Here is a 25183-nt window from a genome sequence, read left to right on the forward strand (position 1 = left end):
TTCATTACAAGGTTATAATATTACCTAGCGCCAGGCTGACTCAGTGATGCGCGGCGCCAGGGTAACGCGCCACAAATTCAGACAGGGAAAGCGCCGGGGAGAAGTAGTACCCTTGGGCATAATGAATACCGTTAGCTAACAGCCAATCACACTGGCTCTGGTTCTCCACCCCCTCCGCCACCACCTCCAAGGACAGCACCTCGGCGATCGAGCCGACGATGCGAACCAGCGCCTCATCCAGTGGGATCGGATCGATAAAACTCTTATCTATCTTAATAATATCGATGGGCAAATGACGTAAATAGTTCAGTCCAGCATAACCCATACCGAAGTCGTCCAGCGCCACCCGTACGCCTTGCATACGCAAACGCTCCAGCAGCTTGGCCGCCTGATGGATATCGTCAATATAGGCCGTTTCCGTGACCTCCAGATGCAAGCGATGTGGATCGATCCCATGCTGCTGTAACAGCTGCATCACCCGCTGAATAAAACGCCCATCAACCAGTTGCAACGCCGACACATTCAGCGACAGTGGGATCATCAGTCCGCAACGCTGCCAGGCAAGCAAAATGCGTATCGCTTCGTCGAGCATCCAGTCACCCAGCGCCACGATACCGCCAAGCTCTTCGGCCAACGGAATAAACTGCGAAGGTACGCTGCAACGGCCATCCTGATGATGCCAACGGATCAAGGCCTCCGCCCCCGCTAACTGTCCACTGCGCAAATCGATCTGAGGCTGTAAATAGAGTGCGAAGTCGCCTCGCCGCAAAGCATCCAGAATCGCCGTCTCCTGGGTCAGGCGCCGCGTCACCTGTTCGGCCAACTGAGGCTCAAAAAAACGGATACCGTTTTTCTCCTCGGCCAAAGCCCGGTGTAGCGCGGAATGGGCCTGCGCCAATAACCGCTCCGACGGATGCGCGTCCCCTGCGGCATGAGACGCGGTCGCATGACCGAAGGCGATACCAATGGCTGCTACCGGGCGTAGCGCCAGATTATCCAAGGTGATCGGCTGGATCAGCCGCGTCAGCAATTGATGCGCCTGCTGCCGGATGATCTCCGGCTGTGACGTTTCCCACAACGCGATGAAGAAACGATCCTGACTCGCCTGAGCCAACATCCCATCCGGCGAGATCGCCGCGCGCAGGCGAGCGACCAATGTCGCCATCAGTTGCTCACGCTGCCCGACATTCAACACCCCCATCGCCTCTTGTAAAGTCGGGATAGCCACCATCAACACACACGGCTCTCCGCGCCGCGCCTGGCGCTGTTGCTCCAGCGACGAAACGAATAACCCAGCATTAGGCAAATCGGTCTGCGGGTAGCACGTGGCTGGCTGGCTCAACCTCTGACGCGCCTTCTCCCATGCCTGTTGATGACGATTATAAGCCCGCACCAATTGTCCCAACTCATCGTCATGGTGGTGGGGGGGAAGCGACAGCGGAAGATGACTAGGCGTATCCAGCGGCATATTGCGCAACTCGCGTGCCAGCGCGCGCAAGGGGTGGACCAGCAACCGATTCATGCACCAACTTACCGACACGGTCAGGATCAGCGCCAGCAACAGATAGGTCGACACCAATGTTGCAAAGGTGCTAACGATGAAACGGTACAGACGGAAAGTGTCGACCTGCAACACCAGATAGCCCAGCGGCTGAGTCGAGGCAGCGTGTGCCCGATCCGCCCGATACAGCGGTGTACTGACCTGCAACGGCAATTGGAACAAACGGCTCACCCAACTCGGCACTGCTCGGGCGTTGGGGAGCGATACCTGCGATAGCAGCGGCATACCCGCAGGCGATCGAATCTCAGCGCGCGCTAAAATCGCGCCGGGTTGTAAGCCTGCGAGTAACTGCTGTGCCTTAGCCATGTCCCGATTCGATATCGCCTCGGATAAAGGCTGACGTACCGATGCGGCAATGCTCACTAATTGCTGGCCATAGTCATCCTTACGCTGCTGCACAAAGTGAAACAGCTGAATCAGTGTGAAGACGCAGATCGTCGTCAACGCCACGACGAAAACCAGCGTCATCTGTTTTATGGTTAAGGAACGACTGACTCGCAAACTCTCTCTCCGCACACAAAATCCGCTTAAGGCCGCTCGGCCGCACCCCTGTACGGCCCCACGCCTCAAACGGGCTGAGTATACTGGATTCACTCGCGTTATTAACTAGGATAAAAGGCGTTAACGGTCTTTGCGCCCCCCTTTTTCTCGCACCAGCGCCCTCCCCGAGACTCGAACCCGCGGCGGCGCGGCGCCAAAGAAGCGATGCGCGCCGCCAGCTAGCCGACGCTGCTGGCGGCGGCTCATACGTTAAAAGTCGGCATATGGGCGCAATGGCTGCGGTGGTAGATCCATATCGCCTTGCCATCCCTGTACTGAGTAGCGGAGATAAATCAAGGCATGGCTCGGCGTATAATCTTTCGCCTGTTGAATATCGACGCCTGCACCAACAAACCAGTGGCTCGTCAGACGCCGCTCTACAATAGCGCGTAAGGTGTAGCCGAAACCATTGCTACTCCCCCCCGCATCAACGGCGTCATAATCAGGCACCCGGCGACTATCGATCATGTTCTGCAACGGATAACGTCGCTGATCCGATGTGCGGGCATAAGACCAAGAGACGGAGCCACCCAGTTCCCACGACCAGTTCTCCGTACGCTGGCGATAATTCAACGGAATTGCCAACGAGAGATACCGCTGTGGGCTGTAATAGCCCCCTTGCCCCAGGGTATAGCCACTCAAATCCTTCGCGTAATGCCAAAGCATATTGTTCAGCCCGACACTCACCCGACGATGATCCTCGTTGACTAGTTTATAATAGTAACCGCCCATCCAGCGCACGCTGCTATTGCTCTCGACATTTTTCCCCGTCAGGTAATCGGCACTCAATGTCCCCCACAGGCCCGATGGACCGCCACGATCATAGCTGGCGCTAAGCGCCACCCCATTGCGCCGCACACCACCCCATTCCGTACCGCTAACGGGATCACGCTGGCCCCCCAACGCCAGCAATGAGCTGGAGACAGGGCGCCGATGAGCCTCCAGCGTCCAGCCGATGTGGCGCCAATCACCGTTGTAGGCGATGCCGCCCACCCAATCCACCACGCGCATCCCTATCGGGGTCGAGCCCAAATCCAACTGCCAATCTGCATTCTGCCAGCCGATAGCCAGGCTGGTACCGGTGCTGCGTTGACGTTCACCGGGTGGGCAACCCTTAACGTAACAGGTCGCGAACTTATCCTGATAAGCGCCCCCCGCCAGGCGTCCCTCATCCATATCGACCAGATCGCCACGGGCAAATAGCCGGCCATCATAGAGCGGCATATCGGCCTGTAGCATCGTCGTATGCGCTTTAAGATCGGAGTAACCACCGCTACCACTCGATCCCCAGTAGTCGTGCTCCAGGGTGAAGCGCAGTTCCTGTTGTCGATACAGATCGGCGCTATCGGCTCGAATGCTGCGTTTAAGCCAATCATCTTGGCCATCGATACGTGTCAGACGCGTAAAACCGTCGTTATCCTGCGCCTTAACCTCGCCGATCGCCGCCACGCCCATCGCCGCACGCAGATCATCCTGCGCGCGCGAGCTCTGCCCCAACTGGCGCGCCAGACGCGCATCATCGCGCAACAGCAAGGCGCCGTTCATCCCCGGCGTACGCCTCGCCTCGGACAGCAGAGGATCGAAGAGGCGCTGCGCCTGCGCAGGGTCACCACTGGCGGCCCAGGCGTTAGCGAGACGCCGTTGCGTACTGAGATCCATCGCTACGCTCGACGGCGGCTGACTTTGCAAGGCCGTCCTGGCGGCCGAATAGTCACCCTGCGCCACCCGTGTTTCGATCACGCCGAGGCGGGCATCGGCATTCTGTGGGTCACTGGCCAATACCTGCTGATAGCCCTGTAAGGCCGCATGATAATCATCGCGCGCCAAGGCCCAATCGGCCAATGTCAGATCGATGGCCAAAGAGGTGGGCTGACGCTGTAAGTAAGCGATCGCTTGCGTCTCATCGCCCGCATCGCGTAGCTGGTTGGCGTGCGTCAAGATACGATCCGCCTGCAAACGTAACGCCAGGGCCTGCATACCGTCGCTCCATTGGTCGCGCGGGATCTGCCGTAACACCGCCTCCGCCTGCTGCGGCTGAGCGCGTGACGAAAGATAGAGGGCATAAGCATAACGCTGATCGCGATCGTGTGGGAAACGCTGTGCCATCCGCTGCATCAATGCATCAGCGCGTGCTGGCTGACCCGCGCTGACCAGCGTAGAGGCCAATCGATAGTTCAACCAAATATCGTCCGGCGTCAGTTGCTGCGCCGCCGTCAGTTTATCGAGCGCCGCGCCCCAGGCCTGCTTACCGGCAAAGATAGCGGCCTGCTGTTGCAGTGCATCGCTCTGTAGCACCTGATAATCGGCCTTTAAGGCGCGACGTTGCGCACCGGGCAACTGTTGTAAGTATGCCAGCGCTTTATCGGGCGACTGGCGTTGGTAAAGACTTGCTAACTTACGCAAGGCACTACCGTTGCGGTCATCGAGCTGTAATGCTCGCCGATACGCCTGCTCGGCACCGGCAAGATCGTCCTGCGCTGCCGCCACATCGCCCAAGCCTATCGGCGCATAGGCCTCCTGACCATCCAGTGCCTGTGCTTGGCGGTACTTCTGGCGCGCCTCATCATAACGGCGCGCCGCCAGTGCCTCATCACCCTGCTTCAGTAACAACCAATAACGATTGGTCTGCAACAGACTCTGCCACTTTCCCAGTTGGTCGCTATCCGGTGCGGCGGCGATGGCTCGCTCAAAGAGCGCGATCGCCTGTTGGCGTTCCCCGCGACGCGAGTACGTTTCCGCCAATGCGCCCAAGGCTTCGCCATTATTTAGCGCAGGAGAGGGCGTTGCGTACTGTGCGGCGACATTCGCTGGGGTAGCCGCGGGCGCCGCTGTCTGCTCAATACTGGCCTGAGCCGCAGCCAGTTGCGCCTGTTGCGTCTGGAGCAGCGCCTCAGCAGCGACCACCAGCGGTGGCGTAGTCTGAAAACGTTGTATATAACGACGCAACGCAGCGATACTGTCGGCGCTCGGTGGCATACGCTGGATCTGCTCCAGCCAGATCGCCGCCGCACGAGGGCGAGTCGCGTCGTGCTCCGCCATGCGCTGCAATAATGCATCAGCCGCCTGCGGTTGATCGTTAGCCAGTAACAACCTCGCCAAGGTTTCACCAACCGCCGCATCGTAGGGATAGCGCTGATTTAACGCTTGAAGTGCGGCGATCGCGCGCGCTATCTGCCCGGGAAGATGGGCGACGGTACGCCAATACTCGACAGCCTGCTCCAAGGGCGGCCCCGCTCCCTGCCATAGGGCATCATAGGCCGCCACCGCCGCCGCATACTGACCGGCAGTAGCCAACAAATGCGCCTGCTGTAGCGCCTGACGCCCCTGTGGGGTAGTTAGCGCCAATAGTGTGCGAGCACGATGACAGATCTCGGCATCGTTCGCGGGCAGACAGAGCTTATCGGCCAACTGCCCGGCGCCCTGCGTATTGCCCTGGCGCAACAACAAACGCATCCGCGCCATGATGACATCGGGATCATTTGGGGCGATCATCATCAGCCGATCGAGCGACTGCATCACCAAATCATAGCGCTGTTCAGCCTCGCCGATACGCACCTGATCCAACAGCCAGTCGGTGGCATTCACCTCGCGGGCACTCAGTGGACTACTCAGCGCTAACGCGATCGGCAATGCACTCAGACTCAATGGGAAACAACGCATGCGGCACCCCAATTTGGCACCAGTTCACCCTGTAGATTAAAACGATAACGCTGTTGATCCCAACCGAGACCAAACAGCATCAGGACTGAACTGTAATAGTTATCTTTACCCGGCGGGTTATGCTCTACCCGCTGGCGCATCGTTGCCAGCAAGGGACTCTCGCTAGCCGCTAAAAATGGCAACATGGCGGCAGAAAAGCCGACACTTCCCTCGCCTTGCGGCAAACCATCAAGAACGCCGACCTTTTCTGGGATATAACCCAGTTTTTCGCTCAATTGCGCCATTGGCTGCCAATGCTTGATCAGTGTGCGCTTCGCCGGCGCGTCATCGGCCAGCATGCCAGCCCAGAGGTAGGCGCGAATCGCGTCATAACCGCTGATATAGGCACGTCCCGGCGTCGGTAACCAGCCTTTGTTACGCTGCCAATTGGTCCAATCCGGTACGATGCCGCGCGGCGACGTGACTTGCAACATCCGTAACGCACTGTACTGCAAACGGTTCCAAGGGCCATGCAACGGCGCTAGACGAGCCAGAATCTGCGGCGGCAGATAACTGGGATTGACGGTCCACAACGCACCACGCCGGAAGCCGTGACGCCCGGGTAACAGCATCATGCCGAAGCCGGGCAATGCGACCACTTCTTCGCGGCCGATGCGGGCCAGCAGGGCGATCCCCAACCGTTGATAGCGCTCCTCCCGCCATAACCGCCCTGCCTCCAGTAGCGTGTAGGCGATCCACAGATCGGCATCTGACGCCGAGTTATTGTCCAACACCCGCCAATGTCCGTCGTCGTGGCGTCCCCAGAGCCAAGCCGGTAAGCGCTGCGTTAAACTGCCCTGCGCCAGGTTGTCCTGAGTCCAAGCCAGCAACTGAGCGAACAACGCCCGATCGTTATTCACCAGTGCAAAGAACAACGCGTAGCTTTGCCCCTCCGAGGTGGTGACTTGGCGGGGGGTACTGGGATCGATCACCCGCCCGTCGGAACTGATGTAATCCTGGCGAAACTGCGCCCAAGCCGGCCACTCACAGGCCGCCGCCAAGGCAGCGCCGGCGCTGCTGCCCAGCAAGGCTGCGGCCATAAAGATACGGCAGACATATTCCCTCATGCATTATCTCCTCTCGTCAGACTCCAGACGGCGGCGACGCAACCGGCTCGGTACGCGCCACAGCACTAGGCTCACCAGTACCACCGCCAACAAGGCCAATGCGGCTAAAATGTACGGGTGTGAGGAGAAGGTATACCACAGCCGCTCCCACCACGGCAGATGACCAACATAGTAAATATCACCGACGCGCAGACTGTTAACGCCAGAGCTTCGAATGACGGCGACCGAACCGTACATGGCGGCAGTTTTACCTTTATCGATCAACGCCTCATTGAGCAGCCCATAGCCTGCTTGGTCATCCGCCAACAGCGCCACCACACTACGCTGTGCGCTGAACGGCGATTCGAAGCCGACGATCACCGCCAGCGGTGCCTGAGCACTGAGCGTAGTTTTCACCGCCGGATGTTGGGCGGCAGGATCGGGAATAGTGTTGTCCGGTGCCGTATTATTCATCGGACTAATCAACCAGCTCTGGGTCGCATTGACCAGCTGTGCTACCCGATCGGCATCACGCAGTGTCGGCGGGATACGCCCGATCAACAGGATGTCGCGATCCTGCGCGCTTGCCTGAGAGAGGTCATCGCTCAAGGTGACCGCCAACGCCGGATAACCGGTCTGTGCACCAATATTTCCCAGGGTCGCTAACAAAGTGCTCACCTGAATCGGTGACGGCTTCGGCGCCACGACCACTAGGGTCTGCGATAAATCGGCCAGTCGGCTAAAGGGGAAACCGGCATTGGCAAAACTGCGCAAGTTAGGCATGGCGAGGAAATGACGGAAGCCGGAGAGATTGAGGGTCGAGTCCTTGTCGATAGCTACCGTATTCGGTAATGGCTGGTAAGAGACACACTCACCACTCGCGGGCGTCAGATAAGGCACCACATAATCGAAATCGAAGCGCAGATTGTTTTCAATGCCTAACTTCACCGCCGGAATGGTGACCTGATCCAGTTTATCGATCAGGCCCTGGATTAAGGGGATATGCAATACCGCCTTCCCCTCATTCTCACTCGGCAGTAAAGGAAACGCCTGAACGAACTGGCGGTTGATGCTGACCGCCATCCGCGAGCCATCTTTAAACGGCGGCTGGGTATAGCGATACTTGAGATTCATATCCACGTAGGCGTTGCGCGGCAGAAACAGATCGGGCGGCAGATTCAGCGTCAACGAGATCGGGGCGGGGCGGATCCCGACAGATTGCAATTGCTCGTCGTAGCTTTGCAGCTCGGCGAAAGTCACCGGACGATCGGTAGGAACCCAGTTAGGCGCATCGTAGGGCTGGCGGGGAGCCAAGGTCTCAACCTGATCGATAGCGACACGTTCACCACGCAATAGCGCATTGCCTTGAGCAAGACCGCGTACCGCCGTCATCAAGTCGTTATCGTCGCGTCCCAGGATCAGCAACAGTTTGATATAGGGGTTATCCGGTGATGAAATCATCGCCACCGTCGGCCCTTTCACCGCCGGATAGTCGCGTAAGAAATCGGGACGGGTACTATTGGTGGCAAACACCACGCCGTGACGATCCGGCAGCTGGTTATACAGTACCGGAAAACGTTGACCGCGCCACTGCGCCTGAACCCCAAACCAAGACGCCAGCACCGCGGCGGCTTGCTGCTGAGCCAAGTCCGGCTGAGCAGCAAACACCATCGGCAAAGTCAACGGCGCCTTACTAAACCGATCAAAGAAGGGGCGCGGGAACAGCGCCAGATCGTTTTGTACCGCCAGCGCCTGAGTCTCCAAGGTCAAGCTGCTGTTCTTACCGATGGCTAACCATAGCGTCGGATGCCACTCGTTTTCACACATCCGATACGGCTGATAACGGCCGACAAACGCCAGGCGTATGCGGTTAAAGTCGGTGATATAGTGAGCATCAATGGGGATTTGCAGTTGGCTCGCTTGACCTAACTGGGCCTTATCCACCGGGATCACGCTGATCAGCTCATCATTCAAGAACAATTGCATCTGAGAGATCAGCGGAACCAGCGACGGCGAAGGGGTAAACGCCAGGTTAAGCACGGCGCGCGTCACCAACTGGTCGCGCGCGACGCCAAACTCCATATAGGCATTGGGATTGTCGGCACGCAACACCGTTGGCTCCGAGGATAACTGTGCCAAATCCAAGGTCTGGGTCATCCGAGGTGCCGCTACCTGGGCTGACGCGGCGAGCGTCGCCGTCGGCGGCGCCACATCTGCGACCTCGCTCACCGAGGAGGGCGGCGCCGTCACCGGCGTGATATCCGTCGTGCTCTCCGTAGCCAAGGGCAACGGAGACTCTGCCTGTGCCGGCATACTCGCGCCTAACACCATCGCGGCCCACAATAGGGGAAAGATCTTCATCATGGGTATCTCCGTAGCTCCATTAGTTAATACCTACTCACGCTATATCGACCGTCGAGACTACGCACTCGGCTGACGAGCAACCGGGCGCGGCAGGAAAGAGAGCAACCACGCGCTCAGACGGACCAGCGCCACGATCGGCGTACTCCAGGGGGCCGGGGCATACTCCGCTAGGTTGCGATAGCCTCGGCCGACCAAACGTAAAATACGGATAAATCCTCCGCCCAAATGATCCTCCGGGATCGCCTGTTGCCACAGCGCCCAGGTATCGGCGCGGGCGAAGGTACACTGAACAAAGGCAATATGCTGCGCCACACTTAACCCCGTCAGGCGCAACCCGGCGCGGCGGCCCAATACTCGCGTGACGGTGATGGGAAAGACGAAACTTTCCGTGCCCTTTTGCAACAGCAGGGAAATAGGTTCACCTTCCTGTAAGACGAGACGATCATCGGCGAGCTCGATACCGACACCACCGTCGGAATAATCACGCAGCGTACAGGGATAGAGGTGCCCGTCATGGCGCATCAACACCGCGGGCATCGCCATTTCAACACGATGCGCCTGACGCAATTGTCGAACCTCGACAGCAACCGCCGCCGCCCCGCCGAGAATGATCAGGTTATATATCACCCAGGCGATGGTCAGCAGTACCGTAAACCACTCATTCTGCGGCCCCCAGACCAGACGCCAGACGCCAAACGCCAGCCCTAGCACATTCAGTAACACCAGGATTAGATAGGGCGATGAAATAACCCAATCCATGTGATTCTGCGTAACCAACCCCCCTTTCTGGGTCACATTAAAGCGACCTTTACGCGGGTTAATTAACGCCACTAAAGTGGGACGCGCGATATACCAGGCCAACACCGTCTCATAAATCTCATTCCAGTAAGAATGGCGATAGCGCCCCTGTAGGCGAACCCGCGCTAGACTGGAGTGATACATGTGCGGAAGGACATACAGAAGGATCGCCAACGCCGGCGCAAAGATGACGTAGGTGTGAAACAACAGAAACGCTAATGGCGCAAGCAAGAAGATCAAGCGTGGGATACCGGAAAGAAAATGCAGCATGGCGTTGGCGTAGCACAGGCGCTGCCCCATGCTCAATCCGCGCCCTAAGAAGGGATTATCAATACGGAAGATCTGCGTCATGCCCCGCGCCCAACGCATACGTTGACCGATATGGGCCGACAGGCTTTCCGTCGCCAAGCCGGCGGCCAACGGAATGCGGATGTAGGCCGATGACCATCCCTTACGATGTAGACGAAGCGAGGTATGCGCATCCTCGGTGACAGTTTCAACGGCGATGCCGCCGACCTCATCCAGCGCACAACGGCGTAACACGGTACAGGAGCCGCAGAAGAAGGCGGCATTCCACATGTCGTTGCCATTCTGCAACAAGCCGTAAAACAGGTGGCCTTCGTTCGGCGTCCGGCGAAAATTCCCCAGATTGCGCTCGAAAGGATCGGGAGAAAAGAAATGGTGGGGAGTCTGCAAGATAGCCAACCGCTTCTCACGCAGGAACCAGCCCATGGTCAATTGCAGAAAGGTCCGTGTCGGAACGTGGTCGCAGTCAAATACCGCGACAAACTCCCCCGTGATCCGCTTCAACGCATAATTCAGATTCCCCGCTTTAGCGTGTTCGTGCGTCGGGCGGGCGATGTAGTGAATCCCCACTTCTTGGGCAAAGCTGCGAAAATTCTCGCGATTACCGTCATCCAATAGGTAAATATTGATGCGATCCCGCGGCCAATCGATACCTAATGCGGCGTAAATAGTCGGTTTGACGACGCGCAAATCCTCGTTATAGGTGGGAACCAGGATGTCAACGCTCGGCCACTGCGCCATCTCTTTCGGTAAGGCCACGGGGGGACGATTTAATGGCCAGATCGATTGGAAGTAACCCAGCACCAGCACCACCCAGGCATAGGTTTCCGCCACCAGCAACAGGAGCCCACAGAGCAGACTAAAGGGGTCATCCCAGTTCAAGGTCGCGGTATAGCGCCACCAGATGTAACGGCAGGAGACGGTGAGCGATAACAACACCAGCAACGACGTCGTGAAACGACCTGGAATATGGCGGATCACCATGGCGCATCCCCACAGCAACACCACGAAGATGGCTTGTGATACCAGATCAAAAGGCTGGGAGATACATAACAGCGTCAAGGCCGATGCGAGTAAAATCACACCAGCGAGCGCCACGCGACGTACCGTTCTGGGCAAAGCCGACCAGATCGGTGCCTCATCCTCGCCATGCGGAGCCAGACGGGAGGCCGAGGCCGCCAGCCAGTGCAACACGCGCCGATAGCCATAACGCACCCTTCCCAGTCGGGTGAGCGTGGTCGGTTGGCCGATAAACAGCAGCCACACGCCTTGTAGCAGATAACGTAGCGGATCGAGCAGGCGTGGCCGTAACGGATCGATATGCGGGAAGCAACGCGTGCGCTGCTGGCATAGCGCCTGCCATGCAGGTGACTCCAGGCAGAAGAATACCCAGGCCAGCGTTGTCCAACAGCAACCGATCACCGCCGCCAACGACGAGGCGCCATGCGCACGGTACGCGCGATAGCGATGAACCCATGCTCGCCGGGCATCGGCCGCTAATAGCATATCCAGCATATGCGTCATAGTGTCTGCCCGCCCTTATCCCCATTCGGCCCCGCTAGCGCCTGTAACAGACACCATGCGGCCAAATTCGTGATCTCTTGCGCCACCAACGAATGGGGGGCGAACTCGCCCACGGGCTGTTTACTGGCGGCAGCCTCCGCCATCGCCTCATCACGATGTAGTACCAGCGGGATCAGCGCTGGCAACGTTTGCTGCCAGAGTAAGTAAATGTCTTCCTGCAACACGCTAGTGGGTACTAACTGCGTCACGAGAAGGTGGGCCTCCCGGGGCAACGCCTGACGATGTAAGCGCACATGGCAGTTCGCCTCGGCGACCACCAGCACCATCAAGAGTTCACTCCATGCCGCCATCTGACGCGTTAAGGCATGCTCACCACTACCGATATCTAGCACGATCCAATCATAAGCATCACGTAATGCCGTGAATGCGGATAGACCATCAGGTTGCTGGAGACTCGCCTCCAACGCCGGCAATTGCTCGACAGCCAAGGCACCGAAGGGAAGAAAGTCTAACCCTTCGGCATAACGCCACGCCGTCTCTTGCCATCGCCCGCCGGATAAATACGCCGAGGCCCAGCCGCCACGCTCAGATAAAGGCAAATTAAAATGCATCGATACTTGATCGCCAGGATTGGCATCCACCACCAAGACCCGTTTTCCCAATCGATGAAGCGCCCAGCCCAGCGCCACAGCCGTACAGGTCGTACCGACTCCACCATGTAATCCCTGTAGCGCTACGATCGTCATGGAGATCAATCCTTTTGTTGAGCCTGATTACGACATTCGGCCAACAATGGCCAACGTTCAAATACACTATTGACGTGCTCCATTCGAACAATATTGACATAATCAATCTCCATCGCGCCGTAAATCTTATACAACGCAGACAGATCTTCCGATGCCGATGGATCGCTATCCAGGCGAGAGTTTCTTTGTTCACGCATTCTACTAACCAGAAAAATTCAGCTATGGTTTAACTGAGTATAGCAAGGTCAAGAAAGGACGCAGTCCAAATGCAAAACAGAATTCATAAGCATGTTTATTATTATTTAATATTTTAGTTAGGCGAGATGTTCCTCTGATATTAGGTACGGATTAACCCTTTACTCACGCGAAGTCGATACGCCATGGCACAATCATTTACTCTCGGCATCTCGCAACTGTGGGACGAGCTGCAAACCGCGCAGATACATGGCCTTTACTGGTTAGGGTGCGATCGGGCTCAAGATGCACTCAGCCTCTGCGGCCAGACGATCCAGGCGCAGCACGCGACCACCCGCGTTACCCTCATCGACGTGGGTAGCGATACGCCGTCTATACTGGCAGAGGGCTATCAATCAGGGCCGGAATCATTAGCCATTTATCGTCTGATACCGACGCCAGCAGCGCTGATGGCCTTACCCGATGAATTGCACCGTCTGCTCAGTCCACGCCCTCACCTACTGATTATCCTACTTCCGGTAGCGGCATTACTTCACCAACCGATGGATTGGATAACGAATTGGCTCCACCATCTTAGCAACGTATTACAGCGCCACAATGCCACCTTACTCATTTTCAACCACGGTGCGGGTAACGATGTATTACGCAATCAATTAATTCCATTAAATCGACTACTTTACGGATTAGTTAGCCTACGCTGGCAATTAGATTGCTGGCGTTATGATCTCGCTTTCTGGAGTAATGCGCTGGGGGTTTCCGCGCAGCAAAATATCGAGCTGATCACCACGCCGCAGGGCTGGCAAGTTACTAGCGATGCCTCGATAACGCTACAGTCTCATCAGGATGAGCATGAGTATCTCGCGCATGTCGCCGCGCTAGAAGGTGCGCCCCCCCTCTCCGAACACTGGCATCTCTTTGCGTCGAATCAAGAGTTGTTTACGGCGGCGCTGACGGCCCAGGCTGCCACGTTGTTGTTTTCGCTTTCACAAAACGATCAAGTTGACGATTTGGCCCGCCAAATCCATACATTACGCCGTCAGCGAGGCAATGCCCTGAAGATCGTCGTGCGTGAGTTGATGACCATGCAGCGCAGCAGCGATGAACGTCTGCTACTGGCCTGTGGCGCCAATAGCATCATTCCCTTATCTGCGACGCTCTCCAATACCTTAGTGATCATCGAAGGATTACAGGGGCATATCTTTCCCCATCACGTGCCAGCCAATATCACCACCCTACTCAACTCGCTCCGCCCGCTGAAGCTGCGTGGCTACCAGCCTTATTCACGCTTCTGTGCACTGCTGCTCGACCTGCTCGATAACCCCTTGCTACCACGCAATGGGCGCGGAACACTGGTCTCCTTACAACCCATCGCAGGGATGGAGGCAGAACAGCTGCTCGCCCTCTGTCGCCTCCGGCGTGACGGCGATCTGATCACGCTCGACCAGCAGCGCTTAGTACTGTTCCTGGCCTATTGTCGCCCTCATGAACTCAAAACGGCCTTACGATCTGTTTTCCCCTTATCGATCGCCGAACTGTTCAGTAGCTACCGCGTCTGGCACCAAGATAGCGAATTGCTTCTGGAGCTGACGCGTATGCGTGATCAGGCGCCAGCGCCCCAACAAACGCTCGATGCGCCGCCGCCCTCGTCCAGCGATAGGCCTGCACCGCGCGAGGTGCCCGCGCCACGACGCCTACCCACGCCCATCGTCTTGGGACAGATCCCACAGGAGCCTACGCAATGATCACCATAACGGACATCCTGCAACTGATCGCCTTATGCGCCCTGGTGATGCTGCCCGCCGGATTTTACTTACACCGCTGCTGTCCCCACCCATTGCGCGCCCTGCGGCGGCGGCTATTTCCTACACGTTATCTTAAACCGGTTACGGTGCTACACCGCCGTCCTCTCTCAGCAACGGTAGATAAGCATGACAAAACACACTGAACAGCAGAGCCTTTTATCCGATCGTGGCTACCACTGGCGCGGGCTAGGCGGTTGGAATCTCTACTTCCTACTCAAGCTGGCACTGCTGTGGTACGGCTATCTTCACTTTCATCCTTTCGCCAACTTGGTGTTTCTGGCCTTTCTGCTGTTTCCCTTACCGTCGAGCCACCTACACCGGCTACGCAACTGGCTGGCATTACCCATTGGCCTCGCCCTGTTTTACTACGACACCTGGTTGCCAGGGCTGAATAGCATCATTCATCAACGCGCGCTGTGGAGTCATTTCAGCGCCCCCTATGTGTTAGATCTTGCCCAACGTTTCATCAACTGGAATATGCTCGGCGCGGCGTTGGTGATCAGTGTTGCCTATCTGTTTCTCTCCCAATGGCTACGCATCACCACCTTTACCATCGCCGCGCTGCTCTGGGTCAATCTCGGGGCGCTGGGGGTACCGCAGCTCAGCCTGTCTGTCGGCGCGCGTGAAGCACAAGCGACCTTCGCAACGCACTCAGCAACGGTGGTCGCAGGCAGCAACGGACCTGCTGGAGAGAGCCGCAATGCCGACATCCCGCCACAGAGCGCGCCGCCGAGCAATCAAAACCTCAACGACTGGTTGAATCGTTTTTATGCCAGCGAGCAACAGCGGCAAACCCATTTCCCCGCGCGCTTACCTGCTGACGCTCAACCCTTCGATCTGTTGATCCTCAATATTTGTTCACTCTCTTGGAGCGATATCGATGCCGTTGGCCTGCGGGATCACCCGCTGTGGAAACGCATGGATATTCTATTCAGCAACTTTAACTCCGCCACCGCCTATAGCGGGCCGGCAGCTATTCGCATCATGCGTGCCAGCTGTGGTCAGTCCTCGCATAAGGCGCTCTACAGCCCTGTCTCGCCCCAATGCGATCTGATGGCCAACCTGGCTCGACTGGGATTCCATCAAGAGCTCGCGCTGGATCACGCCGGGGTGTTCGGCGACTATCTGAAGCATCTGCGTCAATACGGCAACATACAGGCGCCTCTCAGCACCAATACCGGCCTCCCCGCCGCACTGACCGCGTTCAATGGTGAACCCATCGCCAACGATCTCGCGCTCCTCCAGCGCTGGTTAAACAATACCGAGCAACAGGGCGATGTACGTAGCGCCAGTTTCATCAACCTGATCACATTGCATGACGGTAATCGCTTCATTGGTAGCAATCGTAGTGCGGACTTCAAGCCGCGCGCTCAGACACTCTTCGACCAGTTGGATCACTTTCTGACAGAGCTAGCGAAGTCGGGACGCCGCGTGATGGTGGTGATCGTCCCGGAACATGGGGCGGCGGTTGTCGGCGATAAAATGCAGATGGCGGGATTACGCGACATCCCTAGCCCGGCGATCACGCATGTGCCTGTCGGAGTGATCTTTAGTGGCATGAAGGCACCGGCACCAAGCACGCCAGTTATCGTCAGCCAGCCTAGTAGCTACCTGGCGCTCTCTGAACTGGTGGCTCGCACCGTTGACGGCAAGATCTTCAGCCAGCCCAGCGTAGACTGGCAGACGCTGGTACAACATCTCCCGCAAAGTGCTATCGTGTCGGAAAATGACAACGCCATCGTCATGATGTACCAAGGAAAACCGTATATCCGCCTCAACGGCGGTGACTGGGTACCTTATCCGCAATAACCCAGCGCACAATAATAAAAAAAGCGCCTTACCGCGCTTTTTTTTATTCGACGTCTTAGACGGACGGTATTAGCGCCTGCTCCACAGCGAAGCAAGCGATCAGCTGTCCATCATGATCACGCAACTGGGGTTGCAGTTGACGACAGGTCTCGAAGGCGCAGCGACACCGGGCGTTGAAAGCGCAGCCGGGTGGTGGATTGAGTGGACTGGGCAGCTCACCGCTCAGCTTGATGCGCTGCCGGCGCGCCTGCGGATTGAGGCGCGGTGTCGCCGAAAGCAACGCCTGAGTATAGGGATGGCGCGGATTGCCGAAGACCTGCGCCTTGCTCCCTTTCTCTACACACCGCCCCAGGTACATCACCATCACCTCGTCGGCGATATGCTCCACCACCGACAGATCGTGCGAGATGAATACATAGGACAGCCCCAATTCCTGCTGTAGATCCATCATCAGATTCAGTACCTGAGCCCGCACCGAGACGTCGAGCGCCGACACCGGTTCGTCGGCGATCACCACGTCCGGATTAAGCATCAGACCTCGGGCGATGGCGATACGTTGGCGCTGCCCCCCGGAAAACATGTGCGGATAGCGATCGTAATGCTCGGTTTTCAGGCCGACCCGCGCCATCATCGCTAACGCTCGCTCGCGGCGCTCGGCGGCAGAAAGCGCACAGTTGATCACCAACGGCTCCTCTAGGATCGCGCCGATCTTCTTGCGCGGGTTGAGCGAGGCATAGGGATTCTGAAACACGATCTGGATCTTCTGGCGGCGTAATTTCTGCGCCGTCGGATCGCGCTGTAACAGATCCTGACCCTGGTAATACAGCTCACCGGCACTCGGCGTCTCGATCATGGTCAACAAACGTCCCAACGTTGACTTGCCGCAACCCGATTCGCCGACCACCGCCAGCGTCTTACCGCGCTCCAGGCTAAAGGAGACGCCATCCAACGCCTTGACCAAGCGTGGAGGGGTGAAGAGTCCGCCTTTCACCGGGTAATGTTTCTTGAGATCCACCGCTTGCAGCAACGGTGCCTGTGATTTGGCTTCACTCATGCTGTCGGCCTCCCGGCATCGTCCAGTGGGGTATGACATTTCACCGCGCGTCCATTCAGGGTACCTAGCGGTGGCTCTTCTTGACGGCAGCGCTCTGCGGCATAGGGGCAACGCGGATTGAGTAGACAGCCTGTCGGGCGGTCATACTTCCCCGGCACCACCCCTGGTAGCGATACCAGACGCTCGCCATCGACGGCAAACTCCGGCAACGCCCGCAGCAGCGCCTGGGTATAGGGATGACGCGGTGTATGGAAAATCTCACCAGCCAATCCCGCCTCCACCACCTGGCCGGCATACATCACGATGATCTTATGCGCCGCCTCAGCCACCAACGCTAAGTCATGGGTGATCAGCACCAACGCCATGTTTTCCCGTTGTTGCAGCGCCAACAGTAGCTCGATGATCTGCGCCTGGATCGTGACATCCAATGCCGTGGTCGGCTCATCGGCGATCAACAACTTCGGTCGGCAGGCGATCGCCATAGCGATCATCACCCGCTGGCTCATCCCGCCAGAAAGTTGATGCGGGTAAATATCCAAGCGTGAAGCGGGATCGGGAATACCGACCTGGGTAAGCAGGTCGATGGCCCGCTGGCGTCGGGTACGGCGATTACCGCCCTGATGTACCTTCAGCGCCTCCATGATCTGGTAGCCCACCGTATAACAGGGATTTAGACTGGTCATCGGGTCCTGGAAGATCATCGCCACCTCGGCCCCCACCAGTTGACGCCGTTCGCGCTCGGAGAGGCGTTGCAGATCGGCACCGTTAAAGTGCAACTGCTGCGCCATCACGCGGCCAGGAAAATCGATCAACCCCATGATCGCCAGTGAGCTGACGGACTTACCCGAACCGGACTCTCCGACGATGCCAACCACTTCGCCCTGCTCCACCTGGTAACTGATGCGATCAACCGCGCGGAAGGGGGCGCTATCGTCGCCGAAATGTACCGATAGCTGATTTACGTCTAATAATGCCATGGCTCTTTCCTTTACTGCTTCAGCTTCGGATCCAGCGCGTCGCGCAGGCCGTCACCCATCAGGTTAAACGCCAATACCGTCAACAGGATCGCCAGTCCGGGGAAAGTCACTACCCACCAGGCGCTCTGGGCGAACTGCAACACGTCGGACAGCATGGTGCCCCACTCCGGCGTCGGAGGCTGCGCCCCCATCCCCAGGAAGCCTAACGCCGCCATGTCGAGGATAGCGTTAGAGAACCCCAACGACGCTTGCACGATCAACGGTGCCAGACAGTTAGGCAGAATATTGATAAACATCTGGCGCAACGCCCCCGCCCCGGCGACACCGGAAGCCGTCACATAGTCGCGATGCACCTCCGCCAGCACGGCGGCACGCGTCAGACGCACATAATGCGGCAAGGCGACAAAGGTCAAGGCTAACGAGGCATTAACGATGGAAGGACCGAAAATAGCCACCAATACCAATGCCAACAGCAAGCTCGGCAGTGCCAGCATAATGTCAACCACGCGCATGATCAGCGCATCGACCACACCACCGAAGTAACCGGCCAGCAGTCCCAGCACCACCCCTAACAGCAGGGACAGCATCACTACCAGGCAGCCAACCAATAGCGACAGACGGGCGCCGTAGATCAGGCGCGATAACACATCGCGCCCCACATCGTCGGTGCCGAGAATAAAGCGCCAGCTCCCACCCGCCTCCCAAACCGGCGGACGTAATAGGGCGTCTCGGAACTGCTCCTGCGGCAGGTGCGGGGCGATAAAGTTGGCCCCCAAGGCCACCAGTACCACGATCGCCACATAGATCAGGCCGACGACGGCCCCCTTATTACGGCAAAAGTAGTGCCAAAATTCTTGTAGCGGCGTCATCGGCTGTGGTGCCGCCTGCGGCGGAACCGTGGTTGGCACCGCCGTCTCGGCCATCATTCGTTCAGACATGTGTCAGCCTCCTAGTGTTTATGGCGGATACGCGGGTTAACGACGCCGTACAGCACGTCCACCAACAGATTAACCAGGATAATCATGCTGGCGACCAGCAATACCCCGCCCTGCACCACCGGGTAATCGCGGCGTTGCAGGCCGTCAATCAACCAGCGGCCCAACCCCGGCCAGGAGAAAATGGTCTCGGTCAGAATGGCTCCAGCCAGCAACGTGCCGACCTGTAGGCCGATCACCGTCACCACGGGCAATAGCGCGTTCCGTAAGGCGTGCACCACGATCACCCGCATACGGCTCAGCCCTTTGGCGCGCGCGGTACGGATATAGTCCTCGCTCAACACCTCTAACATCGCGGAGCGGGTCATTCGCACGATCACCGCCAGCGGAATGGTGCCCAATACAATAGAGGGTAAGATCAGATGCATCACCGCATCCTTGAAGTCGCCCGGTTCACCCCACAGCAGGGTATCGATCAGCATAAAGCCGGTCAGCGGGTGGCTATCGTCCAGGAACACCGTGTCGCTGATACGCCCCGAGACCGGCGTCAGGTCGAGCTGCACCGACACCAGCATGATCAACATCATGCCCCACCAGAAGATAGGCATGGAGTAACCGGTCAGCGACACGCCGACCGCCGTATGATCAAACACCGAACCACGCCTGACCGCGGCCAACACCCCGATGGGGATCCCAAGCAAGATGGCGAACAGCATGGCGCAAAAACCGAGCTCTAGCGTCGCCTGAAAGCGGGGTACGAACTCCTGCCAAACCGGAGTACGGCTCTTCAGCGACTGACCGAGATCGCCGTGCAATACATCGTTAACGTAAGTGAAATATTGTTGGTATAGCGGCTTATCTAGCCCCATCTCAGTCATCAGTTGAGCGTGGCGCTCCGCCGAGATCCCGCGTTCGCCCGCCATGATCATCACGGGATCTCCGGGGATCATGTGGACGAAGGCGAATGTCAGCAGGGTGATGCCGATAAACGTAGGGATAACCAACCCCAAACGTCGAAGAATAAACTGCAACATAGCCCGAACTCTCTGTATTCGGCCGACCTAAGCCAGCCCATGACGGCGCGCAAGGCTACGCGCCATCCGACTCTAGTTACCGCACCTGAGCCATACGGCCCGTTACCGCGCGGGGGCAGCACGGCGTCCCTCCCAAGAGAGGGACAGCCGACTTACTCCAGGGAGACCTGATCGAAGTGGTGTTTGCCCAACGGATCCACCACATACCCCTTCACTTCTTTGCGTACGGGTTCATACACCGTCGAGTGGGCGACGATCAGCGCCGGCGCCTGATCATGCATGATCACCTGAGCCTGCTTATACAGCTCGACACGCTTGGCCTGATCCGCCTCGGCGCGCGCCGGTTGGATCACCGCCTCAAACGGTTGATAGCACCAGCGGGAGTAGTTCGAGCCCGACTTAGCCGCATCGCAACTAAACAGCGTGGCGAAGAAGTTGTCCGGATCCCCATTGTCCCCGGTCCAGCCCATCATCACCGCCTGATGTTCCCCATCTTTGGCGCGCTTGAGGTATTCGCCCCACTCATAGGTGACAACTTTGGCTTTGACGCCGATCTTGTCCCAATCGGCCTGGATCATCTCCGCCATACGGCGGGCGTTCGGGTTATAGGGCCGCTGGACCGGCATCGCCCACAGATCGATGCTAAAGCCATCCGCCAACCCCGCCTCTTTCAGCAACGCCTTAGCCTTAGCCGGATCGTAAGGGTAATCCTGTAGTGCCTCGTTATAGCCCCACATGGTCGGCGGGATCAGGTTCTTCGCCGGCTGCCCGGCCTTTTGATATACCGCCTCGATGATCGCCGGCTTATTCACCGCCATGATCAATGCCTGACGCACCTTGAGGTTATCCAGCGGCTTTTTCTCAACGTTAAACGATAGGAAGCCGACATTCAGCCCCGGCTGCTCCAGCAAGTTGATACTTTTATCCTGCTTCATGCGCTCCAAATCGGCCGGGTTCGGGTACGGCATCACTTGGCACTCATTCTTTTGCAGCTTGGCATAGCGCACCGATGCATCCGGCGTGATGGAGAATACCAGACGATCGATCTTCGGCTTCGCGCCCCAGTAATCCTTGTTAGCCTTGTAGAGGATCTTGGAGTCTTTCTGATACTGCAACAGCTGGAATGGGCCGGTACCCAACGGTTCCAGGTCAATCTTTTCCGGCGTGCCGGCCTTCATCATGGCATCACCATACTCGGCGGAGAGGATCGAGGCGAAGTCCATCGCCAGATCGGCCAGGAAAGGAGATTCCGGGTGATTCAGTACGATACGCACCGTATGGTCATCAACCTTCTCGACCTTGGCGATCAGCTCCGGCAATCCCATACCCTGGAAGTACTCATAGCTGCCGCCGGAGACTTTGTGGTACGGGTGATTGACATCGCGTTGGCGCTCGAAGGAGAACACGACGTCGTCGGCATTAAAGTCACGGGTCGGTTTAAACAGTTTATTACCCTGCCACTTCACCCCCTTACGCAGGTGAAAGGTATACGTCTTACCGTCGGGGCTCACTTCCCAGCTTTCCGCCAGACCGGGCTCAATCTCAGTAGTTCCCTTTTTAAATTCGATTAGACGGTTATAAATAGGAACTGCGCTGGCATCATAGGTGGTGCCTGAAGTAAATAACTGAGGGTTAAACCCCTCCGGCGATCCCTCGGAACAATACACCAGCGTCTTAGCTTGAAGGCTACCGGCCACGGCCAGCGCCACCAGCCCAATGCCCCATTTTAGCGCGACACATCCCGCTCCACGGCCCGTGGATACATTATTCTTGACAGACATAACGTTGAACTCCGTACTGTGATGTTGTGTGAACCGGCGGATCTCTGTTTTTTGCTTTACGATCCGTCCGGCGGCGGCCTGTACGGCCAAGGCGGGGATGCGCCCCCAGTGAGGAACGACTCGCTAGGCTGCCCATCGACGTGTGGATAAGAGTATCGCGAAGCGCGCTGCCCGCCTTATACGCCTCAATTTCGCAAGTGTTCCGGTTGGCGTCAATATAACGAAGGGATGTTTATCGATTAATAAACGATCAGTTTCTTTATATAAAACGTGATAAATAAACAGCATATATAGGTTGAAATTTGTACTTAGTATTCACGTGCCACGCATTCCACTAAGTAATAAATTCTTACCAGCCGATTTCACTAATCGCCGCGGCGAAAAAATTTATCCTAAGCGCCGAATATATACTCAATTCCCCTGATGGGAGAGATATCGATAGAGAAAAATGCTAGTGGCTAGACGCCACCGGCCCGGCTATCCCCTTTTTTGCGGAATGATACACATGCGCCGACCCGTTGCGGCGTTATCATCACAGCTATTGTCATCAAGAGGAGAGAAACGGTGTCACAGGCCACATTTGAACGCTTACAGGCCCTACTGGACAGCCATGCTGCGCGCTATCGCATCGTGGAACACCCGAGTGCGGGGAGATCGGAAGAGGTAGCGAGGATCCGCGGCACGCAACTTGGCCAAGGAGCCAAGGCATTGGTATGCCACGTTAAGGGTAACGGTATCAAACAACATGTCTTAGCCGTGCTTCCCGCCGATCAGCAGGCCGATTTAAGCGCCCTAGCTCGTGGTATTGGTGGGACGCGCGCCTCGCTGGCTAGCCCTACAGAGGTCAATGCCCTGACCGACTGCGTCTTCGGTGCCATTCCCCCCTTCAGCCTACATCCCGACCTATTGCTGGTCGCCGATCCGTTACTGTTCAGTCGCTTCGATGAATTAGCCTTCAACGCCGGCACCTTGGAACGATCGCTGATCCTCAACTGCGAAGACTATCGCCGCATTGCGGCACCCCGCAGCGTAGCGTTTATCCGCCAAGCCGAGCAGGTCTAAGATGCCCTCCGCCATCGAACGGTGCGATGCAGGGAGGTAAAGCGACCCCAAAACAAAAAACCCAGCCATCAAGGCTGGGTTTCTCAGGAATTTGGTCGGCGAGAGAGGATTCGAACCTCCGACCCACACGTCCCGAACGTGTTGCGCTACCAGGCTGCGCTACTCGCCGAATGCGGTGCGCATGTTACTGCTAGCCTGCGTCGGCGTCAACACCTTAAGCGCGATGTCAATCCGGCTTTTTCTCCGCCAGGTGTTAAACGGCGCATAACGCAAAAAACCCAGCCATAAGGGCTGGGTTTTCTCAGGAATTTGGTCGGCGAGAGAGGATTCGAACCTCCGACCCACACGTCCCGAACGTGTTGCGCTACCAGGCTGCGCTACTCGCCGAATGCGGTGCGCATGTTACTGCTCGGCGCTCAGCGCGTCAACCCTCTTTTTGCATTACTTTTGCCATTTGCTGAGAAAATCGGCCATTATGCAGGGAACCCCGCTCATCGCCCGTATTTTAGCCAACCTTCTCACCATTCCATAGCAAAAAGCATGGCCGAAGCCATGCTTTTTTCCCACCGATGTTGCGCGATCACGCCTTCGCCTGCACCGACTGTCCTACGCCAGGATCTACCTGCTGAGCACGCAGGAAAGGCAGTAAAAATAGGGCGGACAGACAGGCTGCCACGGAAATAACCACGAAAAAGCCATTCCAATGCCACACTTCCATTACCCGGGCGATCGGATAACCGGAGAGCGCGGCACCGAGGTAGGCGAACAGGCCGACGAATCCGGTAGCGGCTCCGGCGGCATCCTTGTGAGAACACTCGGCCGCCGCCATGCCGATCAACATCTGCGGTCCAAAGATAAAGAAACCGATGGCGAAGAAGCAGGCGGCTTGTAAGGCATAACTACCGCCCGGCATCAACCATAGCGCGGCCACAGAAAGGAAGATACCGATGGCAAAAATCAGGTTCATCGGGCCACGATTACCCCGGAACAGCTTGTCTGACCCCCATCCTGCAACCAACGAACCGATAAAACCGCCGACCTCAAACAGCGATAGCGCCGAGTTGGCAGTCATCAGTGAGTAGCCTTTGGTCTGGGTCAAATACAGGTTACCCCAGTCGTTGATCGCCGTACGCACGATGTAAACCAGTACATAGGAGACGGCCAACAACCAGATATACTTGTTGGTCAGCACATAGCGTTTAATGATTTCTTTATTGGACAGTCCTTTACCTTCAGACTCTTGTACCAACTCCAGGGCATCGTCACGCCACTTACCCACACTCGGCAACCCCAGGGTGACCGGCTTGTCACGCAGGCGCCAGCACATCAGCAATCCCAACACAATCCCGATAATCCCCGGGATGATCATGCCGTAACGCCAGCTGAAATGCAGCGAGATGAACCCCACTAGCAACGGGATCAGCGCACCGCCGACGTTATGCGAAGTATTCCAGATGGCCCACCAGCTGCCACGCTCAGCGCGCGAGTACCAGCTTGTCAGGATCTTGGAGCAGGGCGGCCAGCCCCAGCCTTGGAAGAACGCATTCACCATCCACAGCGCACCCAGCACCAGCAGCGAGGAGCTCATGCCAAAGACGATATTGATAATCCCGGTCATGATCAGTCCTAACCCCATAAAATAACGTGGGTTGGAACGGTCACTGATCATCCCAGAGATGAATTTAGAGCAGCCATAGGTGATGTAGAACAGTGTCCCCATGATGCCGATATCGGACATGCTCAATCCCAGATCGCTGATCATCTCCGGCATGATGAAGTTGAAGCTTTTGCGCGTAAAGTAGAAGGCTGCATAGCCAACATACATCACCCACATCAGTTGGATACGCCAATATTTATAGGTGGCGTCAACCTTGGCGCGATCCTGGATCTCGGGCGCGTCGGGGCGGCTTTTCAGGAAAAACCACATGGGAAAATACCTCGTGCGTGGAA

General features: G+C 57.3%; 17 protein-coding genes and 2 tRNA genes. 4 read left to right on the forward strand and 15 right to left on the reverse strand.

Going from position 1 to position 25183, the window contains the following annotated elements:
* Positions 1–40 precede the first annotated feature (40 nt).
* The 7 genes from hmsP to bcsR all read right to left on the reverse strand — a co-directional run bounded on the left by hmsP (position 41) and on the right by bcsR (position 12781).
* Positions 41–2077, reverse strand: a complete 2037-nt coding sequence (hmsP, locus tag EHO01S_RS03870) for a biofilm formation regulator HmsP (RefSeq protein ID WP_369400435.1) — start codon at positions 2075–2077, stop codon at positions 41–43.
* Between the two features lie 234 nt (positions 2078–2311).
* Positions 2312–5761, reverse strand: a complete 3450-nt coding sequence (bcsC, locus tag EHO01S_RS03875; RefSeq protein ID WP_024522732.1) for a cellulose synthase complex outer membrane protein BcsC — start codon at positions 5759–5761, stop codon at positions 2312–2314.
* A complete protein-coding gene (gene bcsZ, locus EHO01S_RS03880; RefSeq protein ID WP_024522733.1) occupies positions 5743–6867 on the reverse strand; it encodes a cellulose synthase complex periplasmic endoglucanase BcsZ in 1125 nt (374 codons plus the stop codon). Before bcsZ ends, bcsC begins: the two co-directional genes overlap by 19 nt.
* A 3-nt stretch (positions 6868–6870) precedes the next feature.
* Complete coding sequence (bcsB, locus tag EHO01S_RS03885; protein ID WP_035370211.1) at positions 6871–9210, reverse strand: cellulose biosynthesis cyclic di-GMP-binding regulatory protein BcsB; 2340 nt, start codon at positions 9208–9210, stop codon at positions 6871–6873.
* A gap of 57 nt (positions 9211–9267) precedes the next feature.
* Positions 9268–11838, reverse strand: coding sequence for a UDP-forming cellulose synthase catalytic subunit (gene bcsA, locus EHO01S_RS03890; protein ID WP_024522735.1), 2571 nt, complete (start codon positions 11836–11838; stop codon positions 9268–9270).
* Positions 11835–12584: a cellulose biosynthesis protein BcsQ gene (bcsQ, locus tag EHO01S_RS03895; RefSeq protein ID WP_024522736.1), complete on the reverse strand. Its 750-nt coding sequence runs from the start codon at positions 12582–12584 to the stop codon at positions 11835–11837. Before bcsQ ends, bcsA begins: the two co-directional genes overlap by 4 nt.
* A gap of 5 nt (positions 12585–12589) precedes the next feature.
* On the reverse strand, positions 12590–12781 hold the full coding sequence (gene bcsR / locus EHO01S_RS03900; RefSeq protein WP_024522737.1) for a cellulose biosynthesis protein BcsR: 192 nt from the start codon (positions 12779–12781) through the stop codon (positions 12590–12592).
* A gap of 183 nt (positions 12782–12964) precedes the next feature.
* Here bcsR and bcsE point away from each other — a divergent pair, with 183 nt between their 5' ends.
* From bcsE to bcsG, 3 genes are read left to right on the forward strand one after another with little or no spacing between them, the layout of a single operon-like run.
* On the forward strand, positions 12965–14521 hold the full coding sequence (gene bcsE / locus EHO01S_RS03905; protein WP_024522738.1) for a cellulose biosynthesis protein BcsE: 1557 nt from the start codon (positions 12965–12967) through the stop codon (positions 14519–14521).
* On the forward strand, positions 14518–14724 hold the full coding sequence (gene bcsF, locus EHO01S_RS18130) for a cellulose biosynthesis protein BcsF (protein WP_024522739.1): 207 nt from the start codon (positions 14518–14520) through the stop codon (positions 14722–14724). Before bcsE ends, bcsF begins: the two co-directional genes overlap by 4 nt.
* Entirely contained in the window at positions 14708–16390 is a 1683-nt protein-coding gene (gene bcsG, locus EHO01S_RS03915) for a cellulose biosynthesis protein BcsG (protein ID WP_024522740.1), read from the forward strand. Before bcsF ends, bcsG begins: the two co-directional genes overlap by 17 nt.
* 55 nt (positions 16391–16445) lie before the next feature.
* On the opposite strand, the gene dppF is transcribed toward bcsG, so the two are convergent.
* The 5 genes from dppF to dppA all read right to left on the reverse strand — a co-directional run bounded on the left by dppF (position 16446) and on the right by dppA (position 22171).
* Positions 16446–17483 (reverse strand): dipeptide ABC transporter ATP-binding subunit DppF, encoded by a 1038-nt coding sequence (dppF, locus tag EHO01S_RS03920; RefSeq protein WP_370447912.1) that lies wholly within the window; start codon positions 17481–17483, stop codon positions 16446–16448.
* Positions 17441–18421 carry a dipeptide ABC transporter ATP-binding protein gene (gene dppD, locus EHO01S_RS03925; RefSeq protein WP_024522742.1) on the reverse strand — a complete coding sequence of 327 codons (981 nt, stop codon included), beginning with the start codon at positions 18419–18421 and terminating at the stop codon, positions 17441–17443. The genes dppF and dppD overlap by 43 nt, the downstream gene beginning before the upstream one ends.
* Before the next feature lie 11 nt (positions 18422–18432).
* On the reverse strand, positions 18433–19359 hold the full coding sequence (gene dppC / locus EHO01S_RS03930; RefSeq protein WP_024522743.1) for a dipeptide ABC transporter permease DppC: 927 nt from the start codon (positions 19357–19359) through the stop codon (positions 18433–18435).
* An 11-nt stretch (positions 19360–19370) separates the two neighbouring features.
* Entirely contained in the window at positions 19371–20390 is a 1020-nt protein-coding gene (gene dppB / locus EHO01S_RS03935; protein ID WP_035370212.1) for a dipeptide ABC transporter permease DppB, read from the reverse strand.
* A 152-nt stretch (positions 20391–20542) separates the two neighbouring features.
* A complete protein-coding gene (dppA, locus tag EHO01S_RS03940; protein ID WP_024522745.1) occupies positions 20543–22171 on the reverse strand; it encodes a dipeptide ABC transporter periplasmic-binding protein DppA in 1629 nt (542 codons plus the stop codon).
* Between the two features lie 564 nt (positions 22172–22735).
* On the opposite strand from dppA, the gene EHO01S_RS03945 reads away from it, so the two are divergent.
* A complete protein-coding gene (locus tag EHO01S_RS03945) occupies positions 22736–23233 on the forward strand; it encodes a YbaK/prolyl-tRNA synthetase associated domain-containing protein (protein WP_024522746.1) in 498 nt (165 codons plus the stop codon).
* A gap of 92 nt (positions 23234–23325) precedes the next feature.
* Here the strand turns inward: EHO01S_RS03945 and EHO01S_RS03950 are convergent.
* The 3 genes from EHO01S_RS03950 to EHO01S_RS03960 all read right to left on the reverse strand — a co-directional run bounded on the left by EHO01S_RS03950 (position 23326) and on the right by EHO01S_RS03960 (position 25160).
* Positions 23326–23402: transfer RNA gene (locus EHO01S_RS03950), tRNA-Pro, on the reverse strand.
* A 141-nt stretch (positions 23403–23543) separates the two neighbouring features.
* Positions 23544–23620: transfer RNA gene (locus EHO01S_RS03955), tRNA-Pro, on the reverse strand.
* Between the two features lie 193 nt (positions 23621–23813).
* Complete coding sequence (locus EHO01S_RS03960; protein ID WP_024522747.1) at positions 23814–25160, reverse strand: MFS transporter; 1347 nt, start codon at positions 25158–25160, stop codon at positions 23814–23816.
* Between the last annotated feature and the right edge of the window lie 23 nt (positions 25161–25183).

The organism is Edwardsiella hoshinae NBRC 105699 = ATCC 33379, from assembly GCF_000474215.1.
Classification (GTDB): domain Bacteria; phylum Pseudomonadota; class Gammaproteobacteria; order Enterobacterales; family Enterobacteriaceae; genus Edwardsiella; species Edwardsiella hoshinae.

What these genes read in the sequence shown, in the direction of transcription:
- bcsC (WP_024522732.1), bottom strand. Translation starts at nt 5,761, where the DNA reads ATGCGTTGTTTCCCATTGAGTCTGAGTGCATTGCCGATCGCGTTAGCG.
- bcsZ (WP_024522733.1), bottom strand. Translation starts at nt 6,867, where the DNA reads ATGAGGGAATATGTCTGCCGTATCTTTATGGCCGCAGCCTTGCTGGGC.
- bcsB (WP_035370211.1), bottom strand. Translation starts at nt 9,210, where the DNA reads ATGATGAAGATCTTTCCCCTATTGTGGGCCGCGATGGTGTTAGGCGCG.
- bcsA (WP_024522735.1), bottom strand. Translation starts at nt 11,838, where the DNA reads ATGACGCATATGCTGGATATGCTATTAGCGGCCGATGCCCGGCGAGCA.
- bcsQ (WP_024522736.1), bottom strand. Translation starts at nt 12,584, where the DNA reads ATGACGATCGTAGCGCTACAGGGATTACATGGTGGAGTCGGTACGACC.
- bcsR (WP_024522737.1), bottom strand. Translation starts at nt 12,781, where the DNA reads ATGCGTGAACAAAGAAACTCTCGCCTGGATAGCGATCCATCGGCATCG.
- bcsE (WP_024522738.1), top strand. Translation starts at nt 12,965, where the DNA reads ATGGCACAATCATTTACTCTCGGCATCTCGCAACTGTGGGACGAGCTG.
- bcsF (WP_024522739.1), top strand. Translation starts at nt 14,518, where the DNA reads ATGATCACCATAACGGACATCCTGCAACTGATCGCCTTATGCGCCCTG.
- bcsG (WP_024522740.1), top strand. Translation starts at nt 14,708, where the DNA reads ATGACAAAACACACTGAACAGCAGAGCCTTTTATCCGATCGTGGCTAC.
- dppF (WP_370447912.1), bottom strand. Translation starts at nt 17,483, where the DNA reads ATGTCATACCCCACTGGACGATGCCGGGAGGCCGACAGCATGAGTGAA.
- dppD (WP_024522742.1), bottom strand. Translation starts at nt 18,421, where the DNA reads ATGGCATTATTAGACGTAAATCAGCTATCGGTACATTTCGGCGACGAT.
- dppC (WP_024522743.1), bottom strand. Translation starts at nt 19,359, where the DNA reads ATGTCTGAACGAATGATGGCCGAGACGGCGGTGCCAACCACGGTTCCG.
- dppB (WP_035370212.1), bottom strand. Translation starts at nt 20,390, where the DNA reads ATGTTGCAGTTTATTCTTCGACGTTTGGGGTTGGTTATCCCTACGTTT.
- dppA (WP_024522745.1), bottom strand. Translation starts at nt 22,171, where the DNA reads ATGTCTGTCAAGAATAATGTATCCACGGGCCGTGGAGCGGGATGTGTC.
- EHO01S_RS03960 (WP_024522747.1), bottom strand. Translation starts at nt 25,160, where the DNA reads ATGTGGTTTTTCCTGAAAAGCCGCCCCGACGCGCCCGAGATCCAGGAT.